Origin of the sequence: Marinobacter shengliensis (genome assembly GCF_003007715.1) — a bacterium.
Lineage (GTDB): Bacteria > Pseudomonadota > Gammaproteobacteria > Pseudomonadales > Oleiphilaceae > Marinobacter > Marinobacter shengliensis.
The window spans coordinates 895,974-915,102 of the sequence record NZ_PXNO01000027.1; the positions used below are offsets into that span (position 1 = coordinate 895,974).

A 19,129-nucleotide genomic window follows, 5' to 3' on the forward strand; every position below is an offset into this window, starting at 1 on the left:
CCAACACTACCGACTATCTACATTGCAGGCTCAGGCAACACATCTTTGGACCAACATGTTACCCGCCTACTACGTGAACAGATCGGAGATACGGCAGAACTGGTGTTCATCCATGATGATCAAAGCCCTCGTACATCAGGCAGCCCCGTCATCACTATTGGCCCAGCCGCATTTACCCGTATTCGTCAGATCAACAGGAACACACCGATACTGGCGTTGCTGGTAGAGCGCAAGTTTATCCAAGGGTACGTTAACCGCACTCCGGGACAGGTGTCTGCTGTCTTCTATGACGTTCCGTTATTGCGGCAGGCCCTCACTGGCAAGGCAATTCTGCCCCAATCCAAGCGCATAGCCTTGCTGGCATCCACCGATTCTGTGGAAATCTATGAAGACCTGATTGATCAGCTTGCGGAGTACAATCTCCAAGCCCGGGTGTTTGTTACGGACAGCGACGATCAACTGATCCCGACGCTGATCCGGGCCCTGAACTATGGCGACTTCCTGTTGGCGGGCTCTGACGACGCCATCTACAACCCCAGAAATATCAAGCACATCCTGCTGACAGCCTATCGGCGAAACCGGATTGTCATTGGTCCCAGCCAGGCTTATGTCAAGGCGGGCGTACTGGCCTCCGGCTATGCCCCATTTCCTGAGATGGCTGCCAAGGCTGGCGAATTGCTCCAGGCATACTTTGAAACCGGGATTCTTCCTGAACCCGCGTATCCGAACGAGTTTCGTGTTGAGGTCAACGAGCAAGTGGCCCGATCACTCAACATCCCGCTCCCGAGCCGTGAATGGATATCGCAGTATCTGGACGACCTGATGCTATCAAGCCAGGAGGATTTGGAATGAACAGGCAGAATGCATCCCTGTCCAGAAAACTTCTGTTGCTTGGGGCCTTGCCAGCCGTTGTCATGTTTGTTGCGTTAATGGCATTTTTTACCTCGGCCCGGCTGGAGGACGCGCGTACCGACCTGGCTGAAAGCAGCCAGATGCTGGCGGACAGCCTGGCCCCGGCACTCGAGTACGCTGTGGTTTCCGGCAATATTGCAGCCCTGGAGCAGACACTGAATCAGTCACTACGGCGAAGCAAAGCCGAGTGGATACGCGTAACCGATGTGGTCGGAAAAGAACTCGGCTTTGTCAGCAATAGTCTTGACAGCTCGTCACAGCGACACCATAACTTCGATATTTATTCTGCGGAAATCCTTCAGGAACCCCTGGACCTTGGAGCAGGCACTGGCTGGTTCAACCCCGGCTATGGGTTCAGTTCTGGTTCGTTGCGGGTTGGTGCAGTTGAAGTGGGCGTCGAACCGCGCGTGCTGGCCGATCGTCAGCAGAGTATTCTGTGGTCTTCTATCGCAGTTGGTGTCGCCATGCTGCTGTTCACCATCGTTCTGGTTAACCATTTCCTCAATAATATCCTGCAGCCCATTCGCAAGGTGGCAAGCCGGGTTGATCAACTGATTACCGGCGACTATGACTCCCAGCCCGTGACCACCAAGGGAAACTCCAAAGAGATTGTCGCCATACAGAAACAACTGAACGAGCTGGCGGACCATCTGGAGAAGCTCAGAACCACTCGCGACCAGACCCTCGCGGTGTCGGAAGAGGCCCGGGAAAAGGCCGAACTGGCAAGCCATGCCAAATCTGAATTCCTTGCAACCATGAGCCACGAGCTCAGAACCCCGCTCAATGGGGTACTGGGAATGGTTGAGTTAATCCAGGAGGAACCGTTAACCAAGCGACAGCGGGATTACCTGGGCACTGCCCGGCAGGCGACAGAGGACCTGCTTACCGTCATTTCCGATATTCTCGATTATGCCCGCATGGACAGCGGCACTCTGGAACTGGAACACCAGGAGTTTGATCTAAGGTCCATTCTGGCCAACTGTGCGGCTTCCTATCGCCATGCAGCAGAGCAGCAAGGCCTGGCACTGGATATCAATTTTCTGGGAGACTGGCCAGACAAACCGGTGGTGGTTGGCGACGCACCTCGAGTCCGACAGATTCTGGCAGGGCTGCTGGATAATTCCATTAAATATACCGCGAACGGGTTTGTCAGTGTTCGCGCAAGTTGGTTATCGCTTGAGAGCGGCTGTGTGCTTTTCGGCTGTTCAGTCAGTGATTCCGGAGCGGGTATTCCCAGTGACCGCCTCCACAATATTTTCCACACATTCGAGCAAGTTGACTCCGGTAACACCCGTGCCCATGACGGCGCCGGACTGGGGCTCTCTCTGGTTCAGCGGTTGGTGGAACTGATGGGTGGCCATATTCAGGTGGAATCAGATTTCGGAGAGGGCTCCTCGTTCCGTTTTGAGCTGCCATTTGAGCTGGCGGATGCCCCGGCCACGGTTCAACCGGAGTTCACGGATATCCCGAGGGAGCAGTTAGGAAAAAAATCCTGGGCCCTGGTGGTCGAGGACAATGAGGTGAACCAGAAGGTCTCCACCACGCTGCTGAACAAGCTCGGTTTTGAAACCGATACCGCGAATAACGGCCAGGAAGCGGTCGACAAGGTAAAAAACAAACACGAAGGCTACGATGTCATCCTGATGGATTGCCAGATGCCGGTGATGGACGGCTACCAGGCAACCCGAATGATTCGCGAATGGGAACAGGGGAACGGCCAATGCGGTACGCCGATCATCGCCCTGACGGCTGATGTCTCAACAGAAACCGAGGCCAGCTGCCGGGCCAGCGGCATGAATGATTACATACCCAAGCCGGTACGCCGCGAGACGCTCAGGGAAGTACTAAGCCGCTGGATTCGATTGTAAAGAACCGGCGAGCTTACGCTACCGGTTCACGCATGGTGACAAATTCTTCCGCTGAGGTCGGGTGAATACCCATGGTTGAGTCAAACTGCGCCTTGGTGGCACCGGCCTTGATAGCAACGGCCAGCCCCTGAATGATCTCGCCGGCGTCTGGCCCCACCATATGAGCGCCGAGCACCTTGTCGGTCTCATCGTCCACCACCAGTTTCATCAGGCATCTCTCGTCCCGTCCGCTCAATGTGTATTTCATCGGTCGGAACTCTGAACGGTAAATGCGCAGCCTGTACCCGGCTTCCCTGGCCTCTTCCTCAGTCAGACCAACGGTACCGATATTCGGCTGGCAAAACACAGCGGTCGGAATAGCACTGTAATCCATATCGCCCTGACCGTCACCAAACAGCCGACGAGACAGCACCATGGCCTGGGCCAGTGCCACTGGAGTGAGCTGCGGTGTACCGATGACATCGCCCAGCGCTGTGATTGAGGGTACCGAGGTCTGGAAGTGGTCATCCACAACGATGTGACCCGAAGCGTTGAGTTCAATACCCAGTTCTGTCAGCCCCAGACCATCAACCAGGGCTCTCCGGCCCGTTGCTGCCATTACAAGGCCCGTTTCAAGGCGTTCTCCATCAGACAACATAACCTGATAGTGGGCGCCCTGAGTCTCAATGGATTCGATGGTTGCGTTGAAACGCAAGTCGACGCCCTTTTTCCGCATTTCCTGCTCGGTGAACCGGCGCACATCGTTATCAAAGCCCCGCAGGAACAGATTCCCCCTGTACAACAGGGTGGTTTCCACCCCAAGCCCGGCCAGTATGCCGGCGAACTCTACCGCAATATAACCGCCACCCCAAACCACGGCATGACGGGGTAATTGCGGAAGGTAGAACATTTCATTGGACGTAAGAATGCAGTCCTTACCGGGAACATCCGGTACTACCGGCCAGCTTCCAGTCGCAACAGTGATGTGTTTTGCGCGATAGCTCCGCTCGCCTACCGTGACGGTATTGGCATCACTGATGGTTGCAGTGCCATTGATGATCTCAACTCCGGCATTCTCGAGCAGGCGGCCATAGATGCCATTCAGGCGCTCAATCTCAGCGTTTTTGTTTGCCACCAGTGTGGGCCAGTCGAAGCTGACCTGATCCAGCGGAACTCGCCAGCCATAGCCTGCGGCATCTTCCAGTTCGTCATGAACATGGGCGCCGTACACAAACAGTTTTTTCGGAACACAGCCAACGTTAACACAGGTACCCCCCAGGTAGCGGGACTCAACCACGGCAACCTTCGCGCCCCGCTGTGCCGACATTCTAGCCAGGCGGACCCCACCGGAACCGGCACCAATTACGATCAAATCAAAATCATGGCTGTCTGACACATTCACTCCTGATGACAAATACTGTGTTAATGCGGCGTTGCCTCGTTCCGGGCGTCACTAGCTTCAGATCCAATTTCCCGGAACAGGACATGATCTTCAAAATCACCCAGGCGTATCTTACCCAGGCTGCGGAAGCCCTCGGATTCGTAAAACGGCAGATATCGGCTGTTACCGGTATCCAGTACCAGCCCCTTGCCCCGGGGATTTTCCTCACAAAGCTTCTCGACCGCTTTGAGCAAAACCCGACCATACCCCTGATTCTGGTATTTTGGGTTGACCCCCATCAAAGGCAACTGATGAGCCTGCGGGTGCGGCAACAGGTCGCGGATTTTCTGATGGTAATCCAGGTATCGGCGAGTCGAGGCAAACCCCGCCGTCAGCACCATGCGAATTCGCCAGCTAAGCTGCTCGGCGAGGTTCATCCGGAGTTCCGGGTCGCCGATGAAGGCCACGGCAATCAGGGTATCCCCTTTCATCACACCAACGGCATCCTGATTGAGCTCAAGGTACAGGTCAATCAGCTCTCTCACCGTGGCTCTTACCCGCTGGTCATAACCGGCCCGGCGATGATCAAACAGGTATTGGAACGTTGGATCTTCCCGGTACGCATGGCAAAGAATCGACTGGGCCTCGTTGCGGGCAGTCTCATCAAGACGAACCACGACAGCATCAGAATTATTATTGTTTTCCTGCTTATCACGCATTTACTCGCGCTCCTCCGGAATGACCGGTCAGCTTGGGGCATGCCCCTTTCAGATCGTCAGTGTCAGCCGCACGGATACCCGCCCCGGCTCATTTCCCCTGTCCATGGCAGCCTGATCTACGATCACCCCATGCCGGGCGTCAAGCTGTTCCAGCCAGGCCGCTACCTCTGCGAACGGTGCGGCTTCAAGCCAGACCCGGATGGCAGACTCGCCGCTTGGCTCAAATCGCTGCAGCGAAAGCCCCGCTTCACCTGCGGAGCGGGTAACCAGGGCCATCAGAGCCCGGCCGTCCTCGGGCTTTTCAACGCCGGCCCCCGCCGATGAACCGGCACCTGCGCCACCAAGGCGACGAATGGTTGCCTGGTTTGCCTGCATCCAGGCCAGAAGTTGCTCGGCATTTTCACGACTGGCTTCCGCCTGGTTGCTGAAATCAGCCACAGGCCGCCAGATGCCAAAATAGAGAATGGCCAACAGCAAAGCAATGCCCAGCATCACCAGCGCCTGCCTGTCCCGCACCGGCAGTTGATCGTATCTCGCGATAAGCTTACCGACCGCCGGCTGGTCTTTAATTCGTGCCCACATGGCGTTAGCCTCCCGAAACCGTCAACCGGCCACGGGAGCCGGAGCTTTCATTAACCACAGAACCAATCTGCGCACGCAATCCCTGATTGGCCAGGCCGTTTCTCAGATTACTCATCCGTTCATAACTGTCGGCCCGGACGTCTACCACTAGCTCTCCCCGGTTCCGGCTGTAGTTGATGGAATTAAAGGTAACCGCCTGAGCATTCGCAACCCGGCTGTACTGATCTCCGGTGTATTTCATCAGGGTGATGAAATCCACTTCTTCCCGGCCAGCGCCGGCCACCCTCAACTGGCCCTCAATCACCCGGCGCACATTGCCCGCGTGGGTACGGCGGTCAGCGGGAAAGGCGTCACGGTAGATGGCCATGGCCTGGCTTTGCAGCTCCTCGGCCTCCTGGTTGTGATACACACCCATACCAATCTCAAGCCCCAGCTGAATCACAAACCAGACGGACGCAACCGCAATCAGTGGCTTCCAGGGCTTCAACGGGCTGCTGCCGTTCGTTTTAACGGAGAAGGCGCCCTGGCATAGATTGACCGGGTGACACATATGATGATGGTGGGACCACGCCAGCAGCTCCAACGCCGTAAATTCCAGAGGCTTCTGCGCCAGATGTACCCGGCCATCGGCACCGCTCAGTTCCAACAATGCCGGCTGCCAGAGTTCCAGCTCGGGCTCGGTTCCATAAACAGTGACCGGTATCTCCGCGACCACTTCTTCAGTGGCTGGCGCCGCCAGGGTAACACCCAGCATGCCTAGATTGGCGGTCTGCAGTCGCAGCCACTCGCCTCGATGACTTACCAGCATGGCCCACTCGCCGTCGAGGCAGGCGGTCCAGCCGTTATCGGTTGTCGGCAACAGGGAGGCATCCGGGTAAATGGCATCCAGGCGCACATGCTCCCAACCTGTAAACAGCTCTAACCACTGCCCCATTTGGGATTGATCTATTGCCGCGACATGGTATCCATCCGAGGTATGACGGCCAAGCGCCAAGTGCACGCTCTCGATGTCCTGGGCAATCTGTTCTTCCACCGCGTATGGCAGCGCCTGGTGTACGAACCGGCTTTGCTTGGCGGGAATGTCAGCCAGGCAAAACAGGGCTTCGTCACCCGGAATAAGGCCAATCAGCAGCACTTTTTCCAATGCATTCTGGCCCAGGGTCTGCTCAATCGCATCCCGGGTATCTGCCGCACCACTGGCCTGGGTATCGCCACTGGCATCCTGTAATAGCCAGCTGAACAGCTGTGATTCCGGGTTCTGGTCCAGGTCTGCGAAGGGCGGGACCGGCCGAACAAAAAGGCGGTAAGACATGGCTATCCTTCTGAGAATGTATATGGCTCTTTGGTGATGCGATTCTTTTGCCCGGAATCCCTGTGCACCGTCCGGACTTCACCCTCCGGACTCCTGAATACCGTGCTGACCATATTAACGACACGATTATCGTAGGTAATCCGTGAAACAACTTCAAAAAAACGGGTTTGCAAGGTCAGCCCGGTGGTTTTCAGGCCCATACCGGAAAACTCTGGCAAGGCGAGGAAATCCTGCAAATTCTCAAACCGCTCTTCTTCTCTCTTAGCCAGAACTGACTCTGCCTGAGCTTCCGTCATGTCATCGTGCAACGACATCAACACCTCACCAGTGGCGGTATTCACGTTGATCCCGATACCACTGACCGGCAGCGTACTGACATGGGGCCTGAGCGCCACATAGATCTCCTCAGTCATCCCATCGATCAGGCGTAATTCGGTGATTGACACAAACGGCTGATTGGCCGCCCGATACGCCGGCTCCGCTATCAAGTACTGGCCATCTTCGGCGCCATAGGCACTGATCGTCTGGTCATCTGCATCAATCCAGTCAATTAGTGCGTCGACTGACACAGCGGTAATGCCGAGAGCCCGGAACAGCCGCACCAGTCTGTCGCGGGTCAAAGGGTCCACCTGGCCGTTCGGGGTGACCAGGTCGTTGAGATTGATGCGCCCTGCCAGGTCGTCTATCTGAACTTCCGCCACACCGTTGTCGTCCAGTGGCAGGATGGCGGCATATTGAGCCCAGAATTCATCGGGGCTGTCCACCATCACGCCATCTTCCCGGTCCTGCTCGAAATCGCGTACCAGAATGCGGCGGGCGAACTCCTCGGCGCCCAGAGCGATGCTGTGTCCCTGCTGCTGCGCCAGGTAATGCCCGGCCTTGAATACCTGAACACTTTGTTGCCTGCTCATGCCGGTGGCCAGCATCACCACCAGCGCCATGGCCAGCAGCACCATGATCAGCGCTACGCCCTGCTGTCCGGACGGCTTACTCCTGACTGGTTGCCGCTTCATGTGCCGGCCCCTTGCTGGGTATCCTGAACTTCCTGAGATTCTTCTTCATCGGTATCCGAGTTGCCAGTTGCCTCCTGCTGCTGGTTAACCACGGCCTGTGCCTGGGCAAGGTCAAAGTCAGCCAGGGCAAAGGTTCTGACCAGTTCTCCGAACAGTTCATGCTCCAGAGTAATTTCAATGCCCCTCGGCATGGGCAGCACCGGCCTGGCACCGGGAGACAGGCTGGCGAGGTCCTGATCTGACGGCCAGTCATCCTGCCAGTTCAGTTGACTGTTCAGAAAGCGAATTTCAAGAGACACCACGTTGTCCAGTAACAGCAGATCCTGGCTATTGTCTTCCTGTCCCTGGTCAACCGTCGGCCAATAGCGGCGCCGAAGCTCGGTCCCGGTGTATTCCCAGGCAACCCGTTGCAGCCCACTACGCCTCAGGCCGAGGGGGTTTCGCCAGCCCTGGCGGGTTAATACCAGTTCAAAGGCGTCCTCACGACTGCTGAGTGCAGGCCGGAAGTCGCCGTAGACGTCCCGAATCGGCCGGTTAACCAATTGGTTCAGGTCCCGCTCCAGCAATAACATGGTTTTCTGGAGGTTTTCGAACTCACCAGACACGTCGTTCACCCGGTCCCGCGCAGTCACCACGCCATTGATCACCTGCCAGACTCCGAGACCGATAACAGCGGTGATGGTCACCGCAATCAACACTTCCATCAGGGTAAAACCGGAACTGGTATGAAGACCTGAATAGCCTGAACGGGAGCGCATCACTTCTCCCCAAGAAATGCTGACAGGGTATGCACAGGAACCGGATCGCCCCCACTGTCAGTGTAGCGGGCAACGGTTACTTCCACCCGGCGCATGCTCGGCTCGGCGGTACCTTGAACAACCGTGGTGACCCGCCACCGGTACTGGCCGAAATCCTGATCATCGGAGTTTTCGGAAATGCCCGGCAACGCCTCTTGCAAACGGAGTTCGTTGATCCGGTTATCGGCCACCCAGCCGGCCAGGGTTTTATCGCGAACCCGTTCGTAGCTTGAAATGTATTGACTGCCTACCTCCGCCGCTGCAGTGGCTATCAAACCGAACACCAGCAAGGCAATCAGCACTTCAAGCAGAGTGAAACCTCCGGCGCGGTTTACCATGCCTCATCCTCACTACCCGGTTTGCGCCACTGGAGCGGGGATACACCGTCGGACTCGATCACGTGCATGTCGTCGGTGTTGCTGCCGATGGTGAACTCAAGAATAAAGGGTGTGGTTTCGCCACTGGAGAAAAACACCACGTCCGGGCGCAGACGATCTTCTGCCGAGGTCAGGCGGGGCGCGTCGTTTTCAATGTAATCAGTGAGGGTTAGCCATTCAGGCAAGGGCCTGGCACGGAACAGCCGCTCCCCGGACATCTTCCATTCACCGGTATCATCCTGATACGACACGAATCGATAGTTGTCGTCCTCGATTAAAAGCCCAAGCTCCAGATTGTTCAGGATTGCCTGTTCCGATGCGGTTTGCATCAGCAGGAACAGATCCTGAACGGTATTCTCCAACTCACGCTTCTGGGAACTTCCGGCCATGTTGAACACCGCCAACGCGGCCAGAAGCCCGACAATAATCAGGACAACCAGAATTTCAATCAGCGTAAAACCGATTTGGTTCGCCCTGCGTTTCACAATCGATCAGTTCCCGGTTTTCCAGACGCTGATATCGGCAGCATCGCCTTCACCACCTTCCTGACCGTCAGAGCCGAAGGAGTAAAGATCGTAGGGCCCCTCCGTTCCGGGGCTCACGTACTGATACTCGTTACCCCAGGGATCTTCCGGGACGCTTTTCAGGTAGCCGTCTGCGTTCCAGTTACGGGGTTCCGGTGATCCGCTGGGCCGGCGCACCAACGCTTCCAGACCTTGCTGGGTAGACGGGTAATGGCTGTTATCCAGGCGATAGAGGTCCAGGGCGTTAGCGATATTGCTGAGCTGGGTTTCGGCTACCGTCACCTTCGCCTGGTCGCTACGGCCCATAATGTTGGGCGCCACAATCGCTACCAACAAGCCAAGAATGACCATCACCACCATGATTTCAATCAGCGTGAAGCCTTTGTTACGGGCCGGGTTCGGGTTCTGTTTCATACTCATTGTTCCACTCATCATTGACCTGGGTCTTGGGTTAATCCGTTTTCATGGCAGGCGTTAGCCCACGAGATTGCTCATGTTCAAAATGGGCAGCATGATCGCCAGTACGATGATCAGCACCACAACGCCCATCACCAGCAGCATCAACGGCTCAAACAGGCCGACAATGGCTGCAATCTTCGACTGCAGGGTGTTTTCCTGCATCCGGGCAGTGCGCTCCAACATGCCGTCCAGCTCACCACTGGCCTCGCCACTGGCAATCATGTGCAACATCATTGGCGGAAAGTAGCCAGTCTGATCCAGCGACCGATGCAACGAGCCGCCCTCGCTGACTTTACGTGCCGCATCTTTCAGCTCTTTACGCAGGTAGTCGTTAGACAGTACCTCACCGGCGATTTTCATGGCCTCCACCAGTGGCACACCACTGGTGGTCAAGATGCTCAGGGTGCTTGCATAGCGCGCCGTGTTCACACCCCGAACCATGCCCGAGAACAACGGAAGATGTAATAACTGCTTGTGGAATTTCATCCGGAACCCGGGTTTGTTCAGGGCAACCCGAAAACCAACCAGTGCCAACATCAACAGGATAAAGAGATAGACACCATAAGTGCCGAGAAATTCCGACACCGATAACATGGCCATGGTCAGCCCGGGCAAGTCCTGTCCTTGCCGGACAAACACCTCGATGATATCCGGCACCACGTAGGTCAGCAGGAAGACCACGATGGCGATAGCAACCACACTGAGAATGATCGGGTAGATCGCGGCCAGCTGGATTTTCTGCCGGGCTTCCTGACGGTTTTCGGTGTAGTCCGCCAGCCGGTTCAGTACCAGGTCCAGATGCCCGGCGTGTTCACCGGCAGCAACGGTGGAGCGATAAAGCCGGGGAAATGCTCTTGGAAACTCACCAAAACTGTCCGCCAGCGTGTAGCCTTCCATCACTTTGGCCCGAATCGCAATTAACATGCTACGGATGCGGGGCTTGGTGGATTGCTGGGCGGCTGCGCTGAGTGCCTGTTCGATGGGGATGCCTGACTGAATCAGGGTGGCCAGTTGGCGGGTTACCAGGGCAAGGTCCGCGGCACTCAGGGAACCTCGATTACTGAACGGGTTGGTTCGGGCCTGTTGTTTGTCAACGGCCGGTTCAACGGTCAGCGGGGTTAACCCTCTCTCCCGCAACTGCTGGCGCACAGCACGAGCAGCGTCTGCCTCCAGTACACCCTGCTTTTGCTTTCCCCGTTGGTCCAGCGCTTTGTAAACGTAGGCTGGCATGGATTACTGGCTCCGGTGGGTAACGCGCAGAACTTCTTCCACGGTGGTCGTGCCTTCCAGGATCTTTTTGACCCCGTCCGCATGAATGCTCGGGCTACGAAGGCGAGCTGCTTTCTCCAGGTCCATCTCCCCTGCCCGTTTGTGAATCAGCGTGCTGATTTCTTCGGTAATTTCCACCACCTCATAGATACCAATACGCCCACGGTATCCCAGCTGGTTACAGTGTTCGCAGCCTTTGGCCCGATAGATGGTGGGCGGATTGGCCGGGTCCTGCTGAAGGAATTCGCAATGTTCTTCGGTCGGCGTATAGGGTTCGCGACAATGGGTACACAGCACCCGAACCAGGCGCTGGGCAACAATGCCCACCAGGCTTGAGGAGATCAGGAATGGCTCAATGCCCATATCCATCAAGCGGGTAATGGCACCTACGGCAGTATTGGTATGCAGGGTTGAAAGCACAAGGTGACCGGTCAAACTGGCCTGAACGGCAATCTCCGCGGTTTCCAGATCCCGGATCTCACCAATCATGACCACATCCGGGTCCTGGCGCAGGATAGCCCGAAGCCCCCGGGCGAAGGTCATATCCACCTTGGTGTTGACCTGGGTCTGGCCGATACCGGGCAGGTTGTATTCGATGGGGTCTTCGACGGTCAGAATATTGCGGCTGCGATCGTTGATCTCCTGCAATGACGCGTACAGGGTGGTCGACTTACCGGAACCGGTCGGGCCGGTTACCAGCAAAATACCATAAGGCCGGTAGATGAGTTTGCGCAGAATCTTAAGGTCATTTCCCGCCATGCCCAACGATTCCAGACGAATGGTGCCCGCCTGTTTATCCAGCAAACGCAGCACCACTCGCTCGCCACTGGATGACGGCATGGTGGACACCCGAATATCCACTTCCCGGCCGGCAACCCGGAGCGCAATACGGCCATCCTGGGGCACCCGCTTTTCAGCGATATCCAGTTTTGCCATGACCTTGATGCGGGAAACCAGCAAAGGCGCCAGGGCCCTTTTGGGCTGAACCACCTCACGTAGCACGCCATCCACCCGGAAGCGCACCACCAGGTGTTTTTCATAGGTTTCGATATGAACGTCCGAAGCGTTGGTTTTCACTGCCTCGGTAAGAATGGCATTGATCAGGCGAATGATCGGGGCGTCGTCTTCCTGCTCCAGAAGATCTTCGGTCTCCGGCACAGAATCCGCCAGCGACGCCAGGTCCATGTCATCGCCAATACCCTCCACCATCTGCATGGCTTCGGCTGAATCATTCTGATAAGCAGCGTTCAGGGCCTGGTCAAAACGGTTTGCTTCAATTGTGGTAAAGCGGGCCCGACCACCACTGATCCGGTTTGCTTCAGCAAGTGCAGAGTGGGACGCACCCGGTCGCACCAGGATAATCGCTTCACCGTCTTCATTGCGGGTAAGAATGACACCGTTGCGCTTGGCAAAGGTGAACGGAAGACGGCCCAGCGGCGCATCCTGCGGCTGCATTTCAGTTTCGGTGGTCAAGGTCTTCCTCGTTGTTTCCGTCAGATCATTCATTATTCTTCTGGGACTTTCCGGCGCCGGAAAAATCCTTTAATTCTTTAGCCATACAAAGGCACTAAAAAAGGCTACCACAGGAATGGGAACCACTGAACAACTCTATACACTATACTGCCACTAATTCATTTCAGTCTGATAACCTGTGAGCTTTTTACGCCTACGATCATTCATTCAGGAAACCCGATGCTCGCTCTTGATCAAAGGATACCATTGTTACTTGCGGTGACTGCGGTTGTGGCCATGCTAGGGCTGACCACTTGGCAGGCATACCAGTTCTGGCAAAACGAGTCGCAGCGCACCCTGCCCCAGGTGCAGGTAGCAGGCAATGGAACGGACACAACAAGACAGAACGTGCCAGAGGTACAGCTGGCAAACCTGACCCTGTTCGGTGCAGCCACGGACACCGGTGGCGCTGTGGAGGTGGATACCGAAAATCTGCCAGAAACCAACCTCAGGCTTTCGCTGCGCGGTGTGTTGGCTGCTGACGGCGAGTTCCCGGGCAGCGCGCTGATTGAAGATGACAAGGGCAAGACCGAAGCTTACCTGGTGGGCAACGAGCTTCCGGGCAACGCCAAGCTACGCACCGTGTTCCCTAACCGGGTCATTATCGAGCGCGCCGGCAAACTCGAAAACCTCTATTTTCCGGAGCTTGATGATCGCTCAGGCGTTTCTCTGGCCAGCAGCAATGCAGAAGCACTCGACCAGGAGATACAGCAACGGCAAACACCGCAGCCTGCACAACGTGCATCATCCAGCGGCACGGCCACGCCAGCGGGCGAACAACAACGCAGAGAGGAGATCAGACAGCGACTGGAGCAGTTACGCCAACGGCTACAGAACAGTAATTGAGGCCTGATATGGCAACGGCAACCTGGTCTGCACGTCGCCATTCCATCCTCATCCCCCTGGTATTTGCTTTTTCCCTGGCGGGCGCCATTGAACTCAGTGACCGGCTGATGACCTACGTGCTGAGTGAATTCGGCCAGGAAGCCCATCAAAGGCTGCAAGACTGGCAGCGGCTGCATCAATTGGCCCGTAATGCCCCGATAGACCGACAGCTTCGCCTGGTCAATTCGTTCTTCAATCGGATCCCTTTCGTCAGTGACATCCAGCATTGGGGTGAAGAAGACTACTGGGCCACGCCCGTAGAATTACTGACCACAAATGGTGGAGATTGCGAAGACTTCTCCATTGCCAAGTACCTGACACTCCGAGCCATGGGCGTTCCCGACGAAGAGCTGCGTATTGTCTATGTCAAAGCCCTGGAGCTGAACCAGGCCCACATGGTTCTGGCCTGGTACAAGACCCCGGACGCCGATCCGTTGATCCTCGACAACCTGATAAACGACATTAAACCTGCCTCTCAAAGAACTGATCTAGAGCCCGTTTATAGCTTTAACGGTGAAGGCCTCTGGCTCAACCGTTCCACCGGGGAGCGGTCGAGGATTGGCGATGCTCAGAGGCTTGAGCACTGGCAGGACCTGAACAGACGGTTGACCGAGTCTCTACGACATTGATGTTGCACCTGGCGCCAAATGACAAAGCCAATGTCGCACTCTGCCACTGGGTTTTGGCGCCAACGCTATAGAATGCCGACACTTTTCATGAAATCGGGAGTTGTGGTCGATGCGACGCTGGAATGGATGGGGTGATGATCAGTTCAACCTGGAGCTGCCTACGCAGGGCCAGGCATTTCTTGAACAGCGAGTTGGTTCTGCCAATCCGTTACAGGATGCCACCCTGGAAAAGGTCTGCCTGAAGGTACCGGCCACACGCCTGCCTGCCGACGCCAAGGTTGATGATTTGATCGATACCAGCGCGGAGGTACGAGTGCGCCACGCCCGGGGCCAAAGCCTGATGGACTGGCTCGCCCTTCGCAGTGGTGAGATCGGGACCTTTCCCGACGGGGTTGCATTTCCAGACTCCAATTCGGATGTTCGGGCCTTGCTGCGCTACGCCAACGACCACGACCTGCATCTGATTCCCTACGGTGGCGGCACCAGCGTGGCGGGGCACATCAACCCCATCGACCAGGGCAAACCGGTTCTGACCGTCAGCCTGGCCAAAATGAACCGCCTTCTGGACCTGGACCGGGAAAGTCAGCTGGCCACGTTTGGCGCCGGCACGCCGGGCCCCCTGGTCGAGGCGCAGTTACGTGCTCACGGCTATACCCTGGGCCACTTTCCCCAGTCCTTCGAGCTCTCCACCATTGGCGGCTGGGTGGCCTCCCGCTCCAGCGGACAACAGTCCCTTCGCTACGGCCGAATTGAGCAGTTGTTTGCCGGAGGCCGAATCGAAACCCTGCAGGGCACGCTGGACCTGCCCACCCTGCCCGCTTCCAGCGCCGGGCCGGATATCCGGGAGATGATTCTGGGCTCCGAAGGTCGTCTGGGGCTGATCACTGAGGTTAAAGCCCGTGTCAGCCACCTGGCGGACCAGGAAGCCTTTTACGTGGTTTTCTTCCCAGGCTGGGAACAGGCAAAAACGGCTTGCCGAAAACTGGTTCAGAACCGGATTCCCCTGTCCATGTTGCGGTTAAGCAACGCCATAGAAACCGAAACCCAACTGGCTTTGGCCGGCCACCCCCAACTGATCGGCATGCTTGAGAAATTCCTGTCGTTCCGTGGGGTACGCGAAGGTAAGTGCATGATGACCTTCGGCATTACCGGCAGCAAAGCCCAGTGTCGTTCTACCCTGGCTCAAGCCAGGAAAGTGTGCAGTGCCCATGGTGGTGTTTATACAGGCACCAAACTTGGCACCAAGTGGGCTGAAAAGCGCTTCACCATGCCCTACTTCCGGGAGGCGCTCTGGCAAATGGGCTATGCGGTAGACACCCTGGAAACGGCGACAGACTGGGATAACGTCGATAACCTGCTCAATCGCATTGAGAGCAACCTGCGGGAGGGTCTCAGTAAGGACGGAGAAAGAACCCACGTGTTCACCCACCTGTCCCATTTTTACGGACAGGGTTGTTCCATCTACACAACCTATGTGTTCCGCGTAGCCGATACCTATCCGGAAACCGTTGCCCGATGGCAGCACCTGAAAAACACCACCTCGGAACTGATCGTCCGCAACCGGGGAACCATCAGCCACCAGCACGGGGTTGGCAAGGACCATGCCCCCTTCCTGCCGGTGGAAAAAGGTGAACTGGGCATGCGTGCCATCCGTGCGCTGACCGATAGCTTTGACCCAGACGCCCGCCTCAATCCCAAAACCCTTCTGGACTGAGGTCGGTATGACACGACAGCAGATTCTCGCAGAACTGAAAAGCGGTGATGCCCGATTCGATGTGGTGATTGTCGGTGGCGGCATCACCGGCGCAGGTGCTGCCAGAGAAGCCGCCGGGAGCGGCCTGAGAACCCTTCTGGTGGAACAGAAAGACTTTGCCTGGGGCACATCCAGCCGATCGTCAAAGATGGTTCATGGCGGATTACGCTACTTGGGCAGTGGCCATATTGGCCTGGCCCGGGATGCCGTCAGGGAGCGCCAGCGCATGATGGAGGAGGCCCCGGGGCTGGTTGACCCACTCCGGTTTGTCATGCCCCATTTCCGGGGCCAGTTCCCCGGCCCCCGACTGTTCCAGGCTTTGTTATCGGTATACGATCGGCTTGCCGGTGTGAGCAGCCGGCAACGCCTGACCCCCTCACAAAGCCAGCAGTGGGCGCCCGGTCTGAGTCAGGCCGGCCTTCTGGGTGCCAGCCTGTTTACCGACGCCCTCACCGACGACGCCCGGCTTGTGCAAAGGCTGATCGCAGAGGCGAGCCGGGACGGCGCCCTCTGCCTCAACTATGTATCCGCCAACCGGATCACCCGGGATGAGGCCGGTAGGGTTAATGGTGTTGTTCTGGTTCCGGAGGGAGAGCCACTGCAAGCTGGCATTTCCGTATCAGCCAACACGGTTATCAATGCCACCGGTGCCTGGGCAGACAAACTGCAACAGCAGGGCCCTTCAGAACAACCGCTGAGTATTCGCCCGCTCAGGGGCAGCCACCTTGTCGTGCCCTGGCAACGGCTACCGGTAACCTGCGCTGTGTCTTTGTTCCATCCGGAGGACAAACGCCCGGTATTTGCCTTTCCGTGGGCCGGCACAACGGTACTGGGCACCACCGACCTGGACCATCCGGGAAGCCTGGACCAGGAGCCGGTTATTAACGAACGGGAGGTTCGCTACCTGTTGAAGGTGGCTGAACACCTGTTCCCCGGCGCCAGCCTGACCGCCCAGGATGTGATCTCCACCTGGGCTGGTGTCAGGCCCGTGGTGACGGATGGTCAGGGCAAAGCCCCCTCCCGTGAGAACCGTGAGCACGCCCTGCGCCGGGACAAGGGCCTGATCAGCGTCGCCGGTGGCAAACTCACGACCTTCCGCCAGATTGCCCGGGAGGCTCTGGAAGCCGCGCTCGGGCCGGATGGCATACACAGGCTCCGGGCCGATGACCAGCCAGTGTTCACTCCACCGGCCGACCTTCCGCGACCCACTCAGGTTCGCCACCTGACCTGGCACCGTCTCAAGGGCTACTACGGACCGGCCCTGGGCGAACTGTGTCGCGATGCGGATTTCACTGAAATCGCCGATTCCAACGTGCTCTGGGCTGAACTGGAGTGGGCCTGCCAATCTGAGCAGGTACACCACCTGGATGACCTTTTACTTCGCCGAACCCGCCTGGGGCTTGTCTTCCCCGCCGGCGCCAGAGCCCTGCTGCCAGACATCCAGGAACGATGCCAACGCCGGCTGGGCTGGACTAACGACCACTGGCAACGGGAAGTGGAGCGCTATCTGTCGCTGTATCAGCAGGCTTATGCCCTGCCATCCGAGGGCAGGTAAACAGTATGGCCAACACACCGCTGATTCTGGCGATCGACAATGGCACTCAGAGCGTCCGGGCGCTGCTGTTTGACCAACAGGGCAATTTGCACGGCAAGGGCAAGCAGGAAATCGAACCCTACTTCTCAGAACACCCGGGCTGGGCCGAGCAGCATCCTGACTACTTCTGGCGCAATCTCGGGTTGGCCTGCCAGGCGCTCTGGCAAAGTACCGATGCGACACCGGACCAGGTCGCCGGCGTAACCGTGACGACCCAGAGGGGCACGGTAATCAACCTGGACAAACACGGGCAACCGTTGCGCCCGGCCATTATCTGGCTGGACCAACGCCATGCCCGGGTGGACGGCCCGTTAAAGGGCCCTTGGGGCCTTTTATTTAAACTGGCGAGGCTGGAAGACACCATTGAGCGGTTCCGGGAGAAAACCCAGGCCAACTGGATTGCCCAGAACCAACCGGAACTCTGGGCACAAACCCACAAGTTTTTGTTGCTCTCCGGCTACCTGAATTACCGCCTGACTGGCGAGTACAAAGACTCCACCGGCAGCCAGGTGGGCTACCTGCCTTTTGACTACAAAAAACAGCAGTGGGCCGGTAACCGGGATTTCAAATGGCAGGCCATGCCAATCACCCGTGACATGCTGCCGGACCTGGTACGACCGGGTGAAGTCATCGGCCAGTTGGTTCCGGAAGCAGCCAGTCACCTTGGCCTGCCAGCAGGCCTGCCAGTTATTGCGGCGGCGTCAGACAAGGCCTGCGAAATACTCGGCTCCGGCGGGCTCAGCCCGGACATCGGCTGCATGAGCTACGGCACCACCGCGACGATCAACACCACTAATCATCGGTACGTTGAGCCCACCCGGTTCATGCCACCTTATCCGTCCGCCCTGCCCGGTCACTACTCGACGGAAGTGATGATCTACCGGGGCTTCTGGATGGTCAGCTGGTTCAAGAAAGAGTTTGGTTTGCGGGAGCAAAAGCTGGCCGAACAACGGGGGATTGAACCGGAGGTCCTGTTCGATGAACTGGTCAATTCGGTACCGCCTGGCTCCATGGGCCTGATGCTGCAACCCTACTGGAGCCCGGGTGTGCGCCAGCCGGGCCCCGAAGCCAAGGGGTCGATCATCGGGTTCGGCGACGTCCACACTCGGGCACACCTGTATCGCGCCATTCTGGAAGGCCTTGCCTACGCACTCCGCGAAGGCAAGGAGCGGATCGAGAAACGCAGCGGTCAGAAAATTCGCCGGCTCAGGGTGGCCGGTGGCGGCTCACAAAGCGATGCTGCCATGCAGTTGACCGCCGATATTTTCGGACTGCCTGCCGAGCGACCGCACACCTATGAAACCTCCGGCCTGGGCGCGGCGATAGACGCCGCCGTGGGATTGGGGCTGCACCCGGATTTTGACACCGCAGTGCGGGAAATGACTCGTGTCGGCCAGGTATTCGCCCCGTCTGAGCAAGCGACTGAACTCTACCAGCGCCTCTATTCCGAGGTGTATCTGGACATGTACCCAAGGTTACAACCGTTGTATCGGAAAATCAGGAGTATCACCGGCTACCCCGAGTAATGATTGACGAGCACAGAATGATGCATTTTCGCCATTTA

The 19,129-nt window shown here is 57.4% G+C and carries 18 protein-coding genes; 7 read left to right on the top strand and 11 right to left on the bottom strand.

The genetic code is table 11. The features are described from left to right. Window positions 1-45: 45 nt before the first annotated feature. Window positions 46-852, top strand: coding sequence for an ABC transporter substrate-binding protein (locus tag C7H10_RS17235; protein WP_244178323.1), 807 nt, complete (start codon window positions 46-48; stop codon window positions 850-852). Continuing rightward, window positions 849-2,780 (top strand): HAMP domain-containing hybrid sensor histidine kinase/response regulator, encoded by a 1,932-nt coding sequence (locus C7H10_RS17240; protein ID WP_106695824.1) that lies wholly within the window; start codon window positions 849-851, stop codon window positions 2,778-2,780. The genes C7H10_RS17235 and C7H10_RS17240 overlap by 4 nt, the downstream gene beginning before the upstream one ends. Before the next feature lie 13 nt (window positions 2,781-2,793). Here the strand turns inward: C7H10_RS17240 and gorA are convergent, their stop codons facing one another. From gorA to gspE, 11 genes are read right to left on the bottom strand one after another with little or no spacing between them, the layout of a single operon-like run. Then, on the bottom strand, window positions 2,794-4,155 hold the full coding sequence (gene gorA / locus C7H10_RS17245; protein WP_106695825.1) for a glutathione-disulfide reductase: 1,362 nt from the start codon (window positions 4,153-4,155) through the stop codon (window positions 2,794-2,796). Window positions 4,156-4,181: 26 nt separating this feature from the next. Further along, a complete protein-coding gene (locus C7H10_RS17250) occupies window positions 4,182-4,859 on the bottom strand; it encodes a GNAT family N-acetyltransferase (protein ID WP_061333398.1) in 678 nt (225 codons plus the stop codon). 48 nt (window positions 4,860-4,907) lie between these two features. Further along, window positions 4,908-5,441: a type II secretion system protein GspM gene (gene gspM, locus C7H10_RS17255; protein ID WP_106695826.1), complete on the bottom strand. Its 534-nt coding sequence runs from the start codon at window positions 5,439-5,441 to the stop codon at window positions 4,908-4,910. A gap of 4 nt (window positions 5,442-5,445) precedes the next feature. Beyond that, complete coding sequence (gspL, locus tag C7H10_RS17260) at window positions 5,446-6,753, bottom strand: type II secretion system protein GspL (RefSeq protein ID WP_061333399.1); 1,308 nt, start codon at window positions 6,751-6,753, stop codon at window positions 5,446-5,448. A 2-nt stretch (window positions 6,754-6,755) separates the two neighbouring features. Then, the gene (gene gspK, locus C7H10_RS17265; RefSeq protein ID WP_106695827.1) at window positions 6,756-7,766 is read right to left on the bottom strand and encodes a type II secretion system minor pseudopilin GspK; all 1,011 of its coding nucleotides are present in this window, start codon (window positions 7,764-7,766) and stop codon (window positions 6,756-6,758) included. Next, window positions 7,763-8,524, bottom strand: coding sequence for a type II secretion system minor pseudopilin GspJ (gene gspJ, locus C7H10_RS17270; protein WP_106695828.1), 762 nt, complete (start codon window positions 8,522-8,524; stop codon window positions 7,763-7,765). Before gspJ ends, gspK begins: the two co-directional genes overlap by 4 nt. Further along, window positions 8,524-8,901, bottom strand: a complete 378-nt coding sequence (gspI, locus tag C7H10_RS17275) for a type II secretion system minor pseudopilin GspI (RefSeq protein ID WP_106695829.1) — start codon at window positions 8,899-8,901, stop codon at window positions 8,524-8,526. Before gspI ends, gspJ begins: the two co-directional genes overlap by 1 nt. Further along, the gene (gene gspH, locus C7H10_RS17280; RefSeq protein ID WP_061333401.1) at window positions 8,895-9,425 is read right to left on the bottom strand and encodes a type II secretion system minor pseudopilin GspH; all 531 of its coding nucleotides are present in this window, start codon (window positions 9,423-9,425) and stop codon (window positions 8,895-8,897) included. Before gspH ends, gspI begins: the two co-directional genes overlap by 7 nt. A gap of 6 nt (window positions 9,426-9,431) precedes the next feature. Then, entirely contained in the window at window positions 9,432-9,884 is a 453-nt protein-coding gene (gspG, locus tag C7H10_RS17285; RefSeq protein ID WP_061333402.1) for a type II secretion system major pseudopilin GspG, read from the bottom strand. A 54-nt stretch (window positions 9,885-9,938) separates the two neighbouring features. Beyond that, on the bottom strand, window positions 9,939-11,153 hold the full coding sequence (gene gspF / locus C7H10_RS17290; RefSeq protein WP_058091060.1) for a type II secretion system inner membrane protein GspF: 1,215 nt from the start codon (window positions 11,151-11,153) through the stop codon (window positions 9,939-9,941). Window positions 11,154-11,156: 3 nt separating this feature from the next. Continuing rightward, window positions 11,157-12,647, bottom strand: a complete 1,491-nt coding sequence (gspE, locus tag C7H10_RS17295) for a type II secretion system ATPase GspE (protein ID WP_230714764.1) — start codon at window positions 12,645-12,647, stop codon at window positions 11,157-11,159. 237 nt (window positions 12,648-12,884) lie between these two features. Between gspE and C7H10_RS17300 the strand changes: the two genes are divergently transcribed. The 5 genes from C7H10_RS17300 to C7H10_RS17320 all read left to right on the top strand — a co-directional run bounded on the left by C7H10_RS17300 (window position 12,885) and on the right by C7H10_RS17320 (window position 19,091). After that, the gene (locus C7H10_RS17300; RefSeq protein ID WP_106695830.1) at window positions 12,885-13,550 is read left to right on the top strand and encodes a type II secretion system protein N; all 666 of its coding nucleotides are present in this window, start codon (window positions 12,885-12,887) and stop codon (window positions 13,548-13,550) included. 8 nt (window positions 13,551-13,558) lie between these two features. Then, entirely contained in the window at window positions 13,559-14,218 is a 660-nt protein-coding gene (locus C7H10_RS17305; protein WP_106695831.1) for a transglutaminase-like cysteine peptidase, read from the top strand. A gap of 109 nt (window positions 14,219-14,327) precedes the next feature. Beyond that, window positions 14,328-15,932 (top strand): FAD-binding oxidoreductase, encoded by a 1,605-nt coding sequence (locus C7H10_RS17310; protein ID WP_106695832.1) that lies wholly within the window; start codon window positions 14,328-14,330, stop codon window positions 15,930-15,932. Window positions 15,933-15,939: 7 nt separating this feature from the next. Next, window positions 15,940-17,526, top strand: coding sequence for a glycerol-3-phosphate dehydrogenase/oxidase (locus C7H10_RS17315; RefSeq protein ID WP_106695833.1), 1,587 nt, complete (start codon window positions 15,940-15,942; stop codon window positions 17,524-17,526). Window positions 17,527-17,531: 5 nt separating this feature from the next. Then, on the top strand, window positions 17,532-19,091 hold the full coding sequence (locus tag C7H10_RS17320) for an FGGY-family carbohydrate kinase (RefSeq protein WP_106695834.1): 1,560 nt from the start codon (window positions 17,532-17,534) through the stop codon (window positions 19,089-19,091). Window positions 19,092-19,129 lie beyond the last annotated feature (38 nt).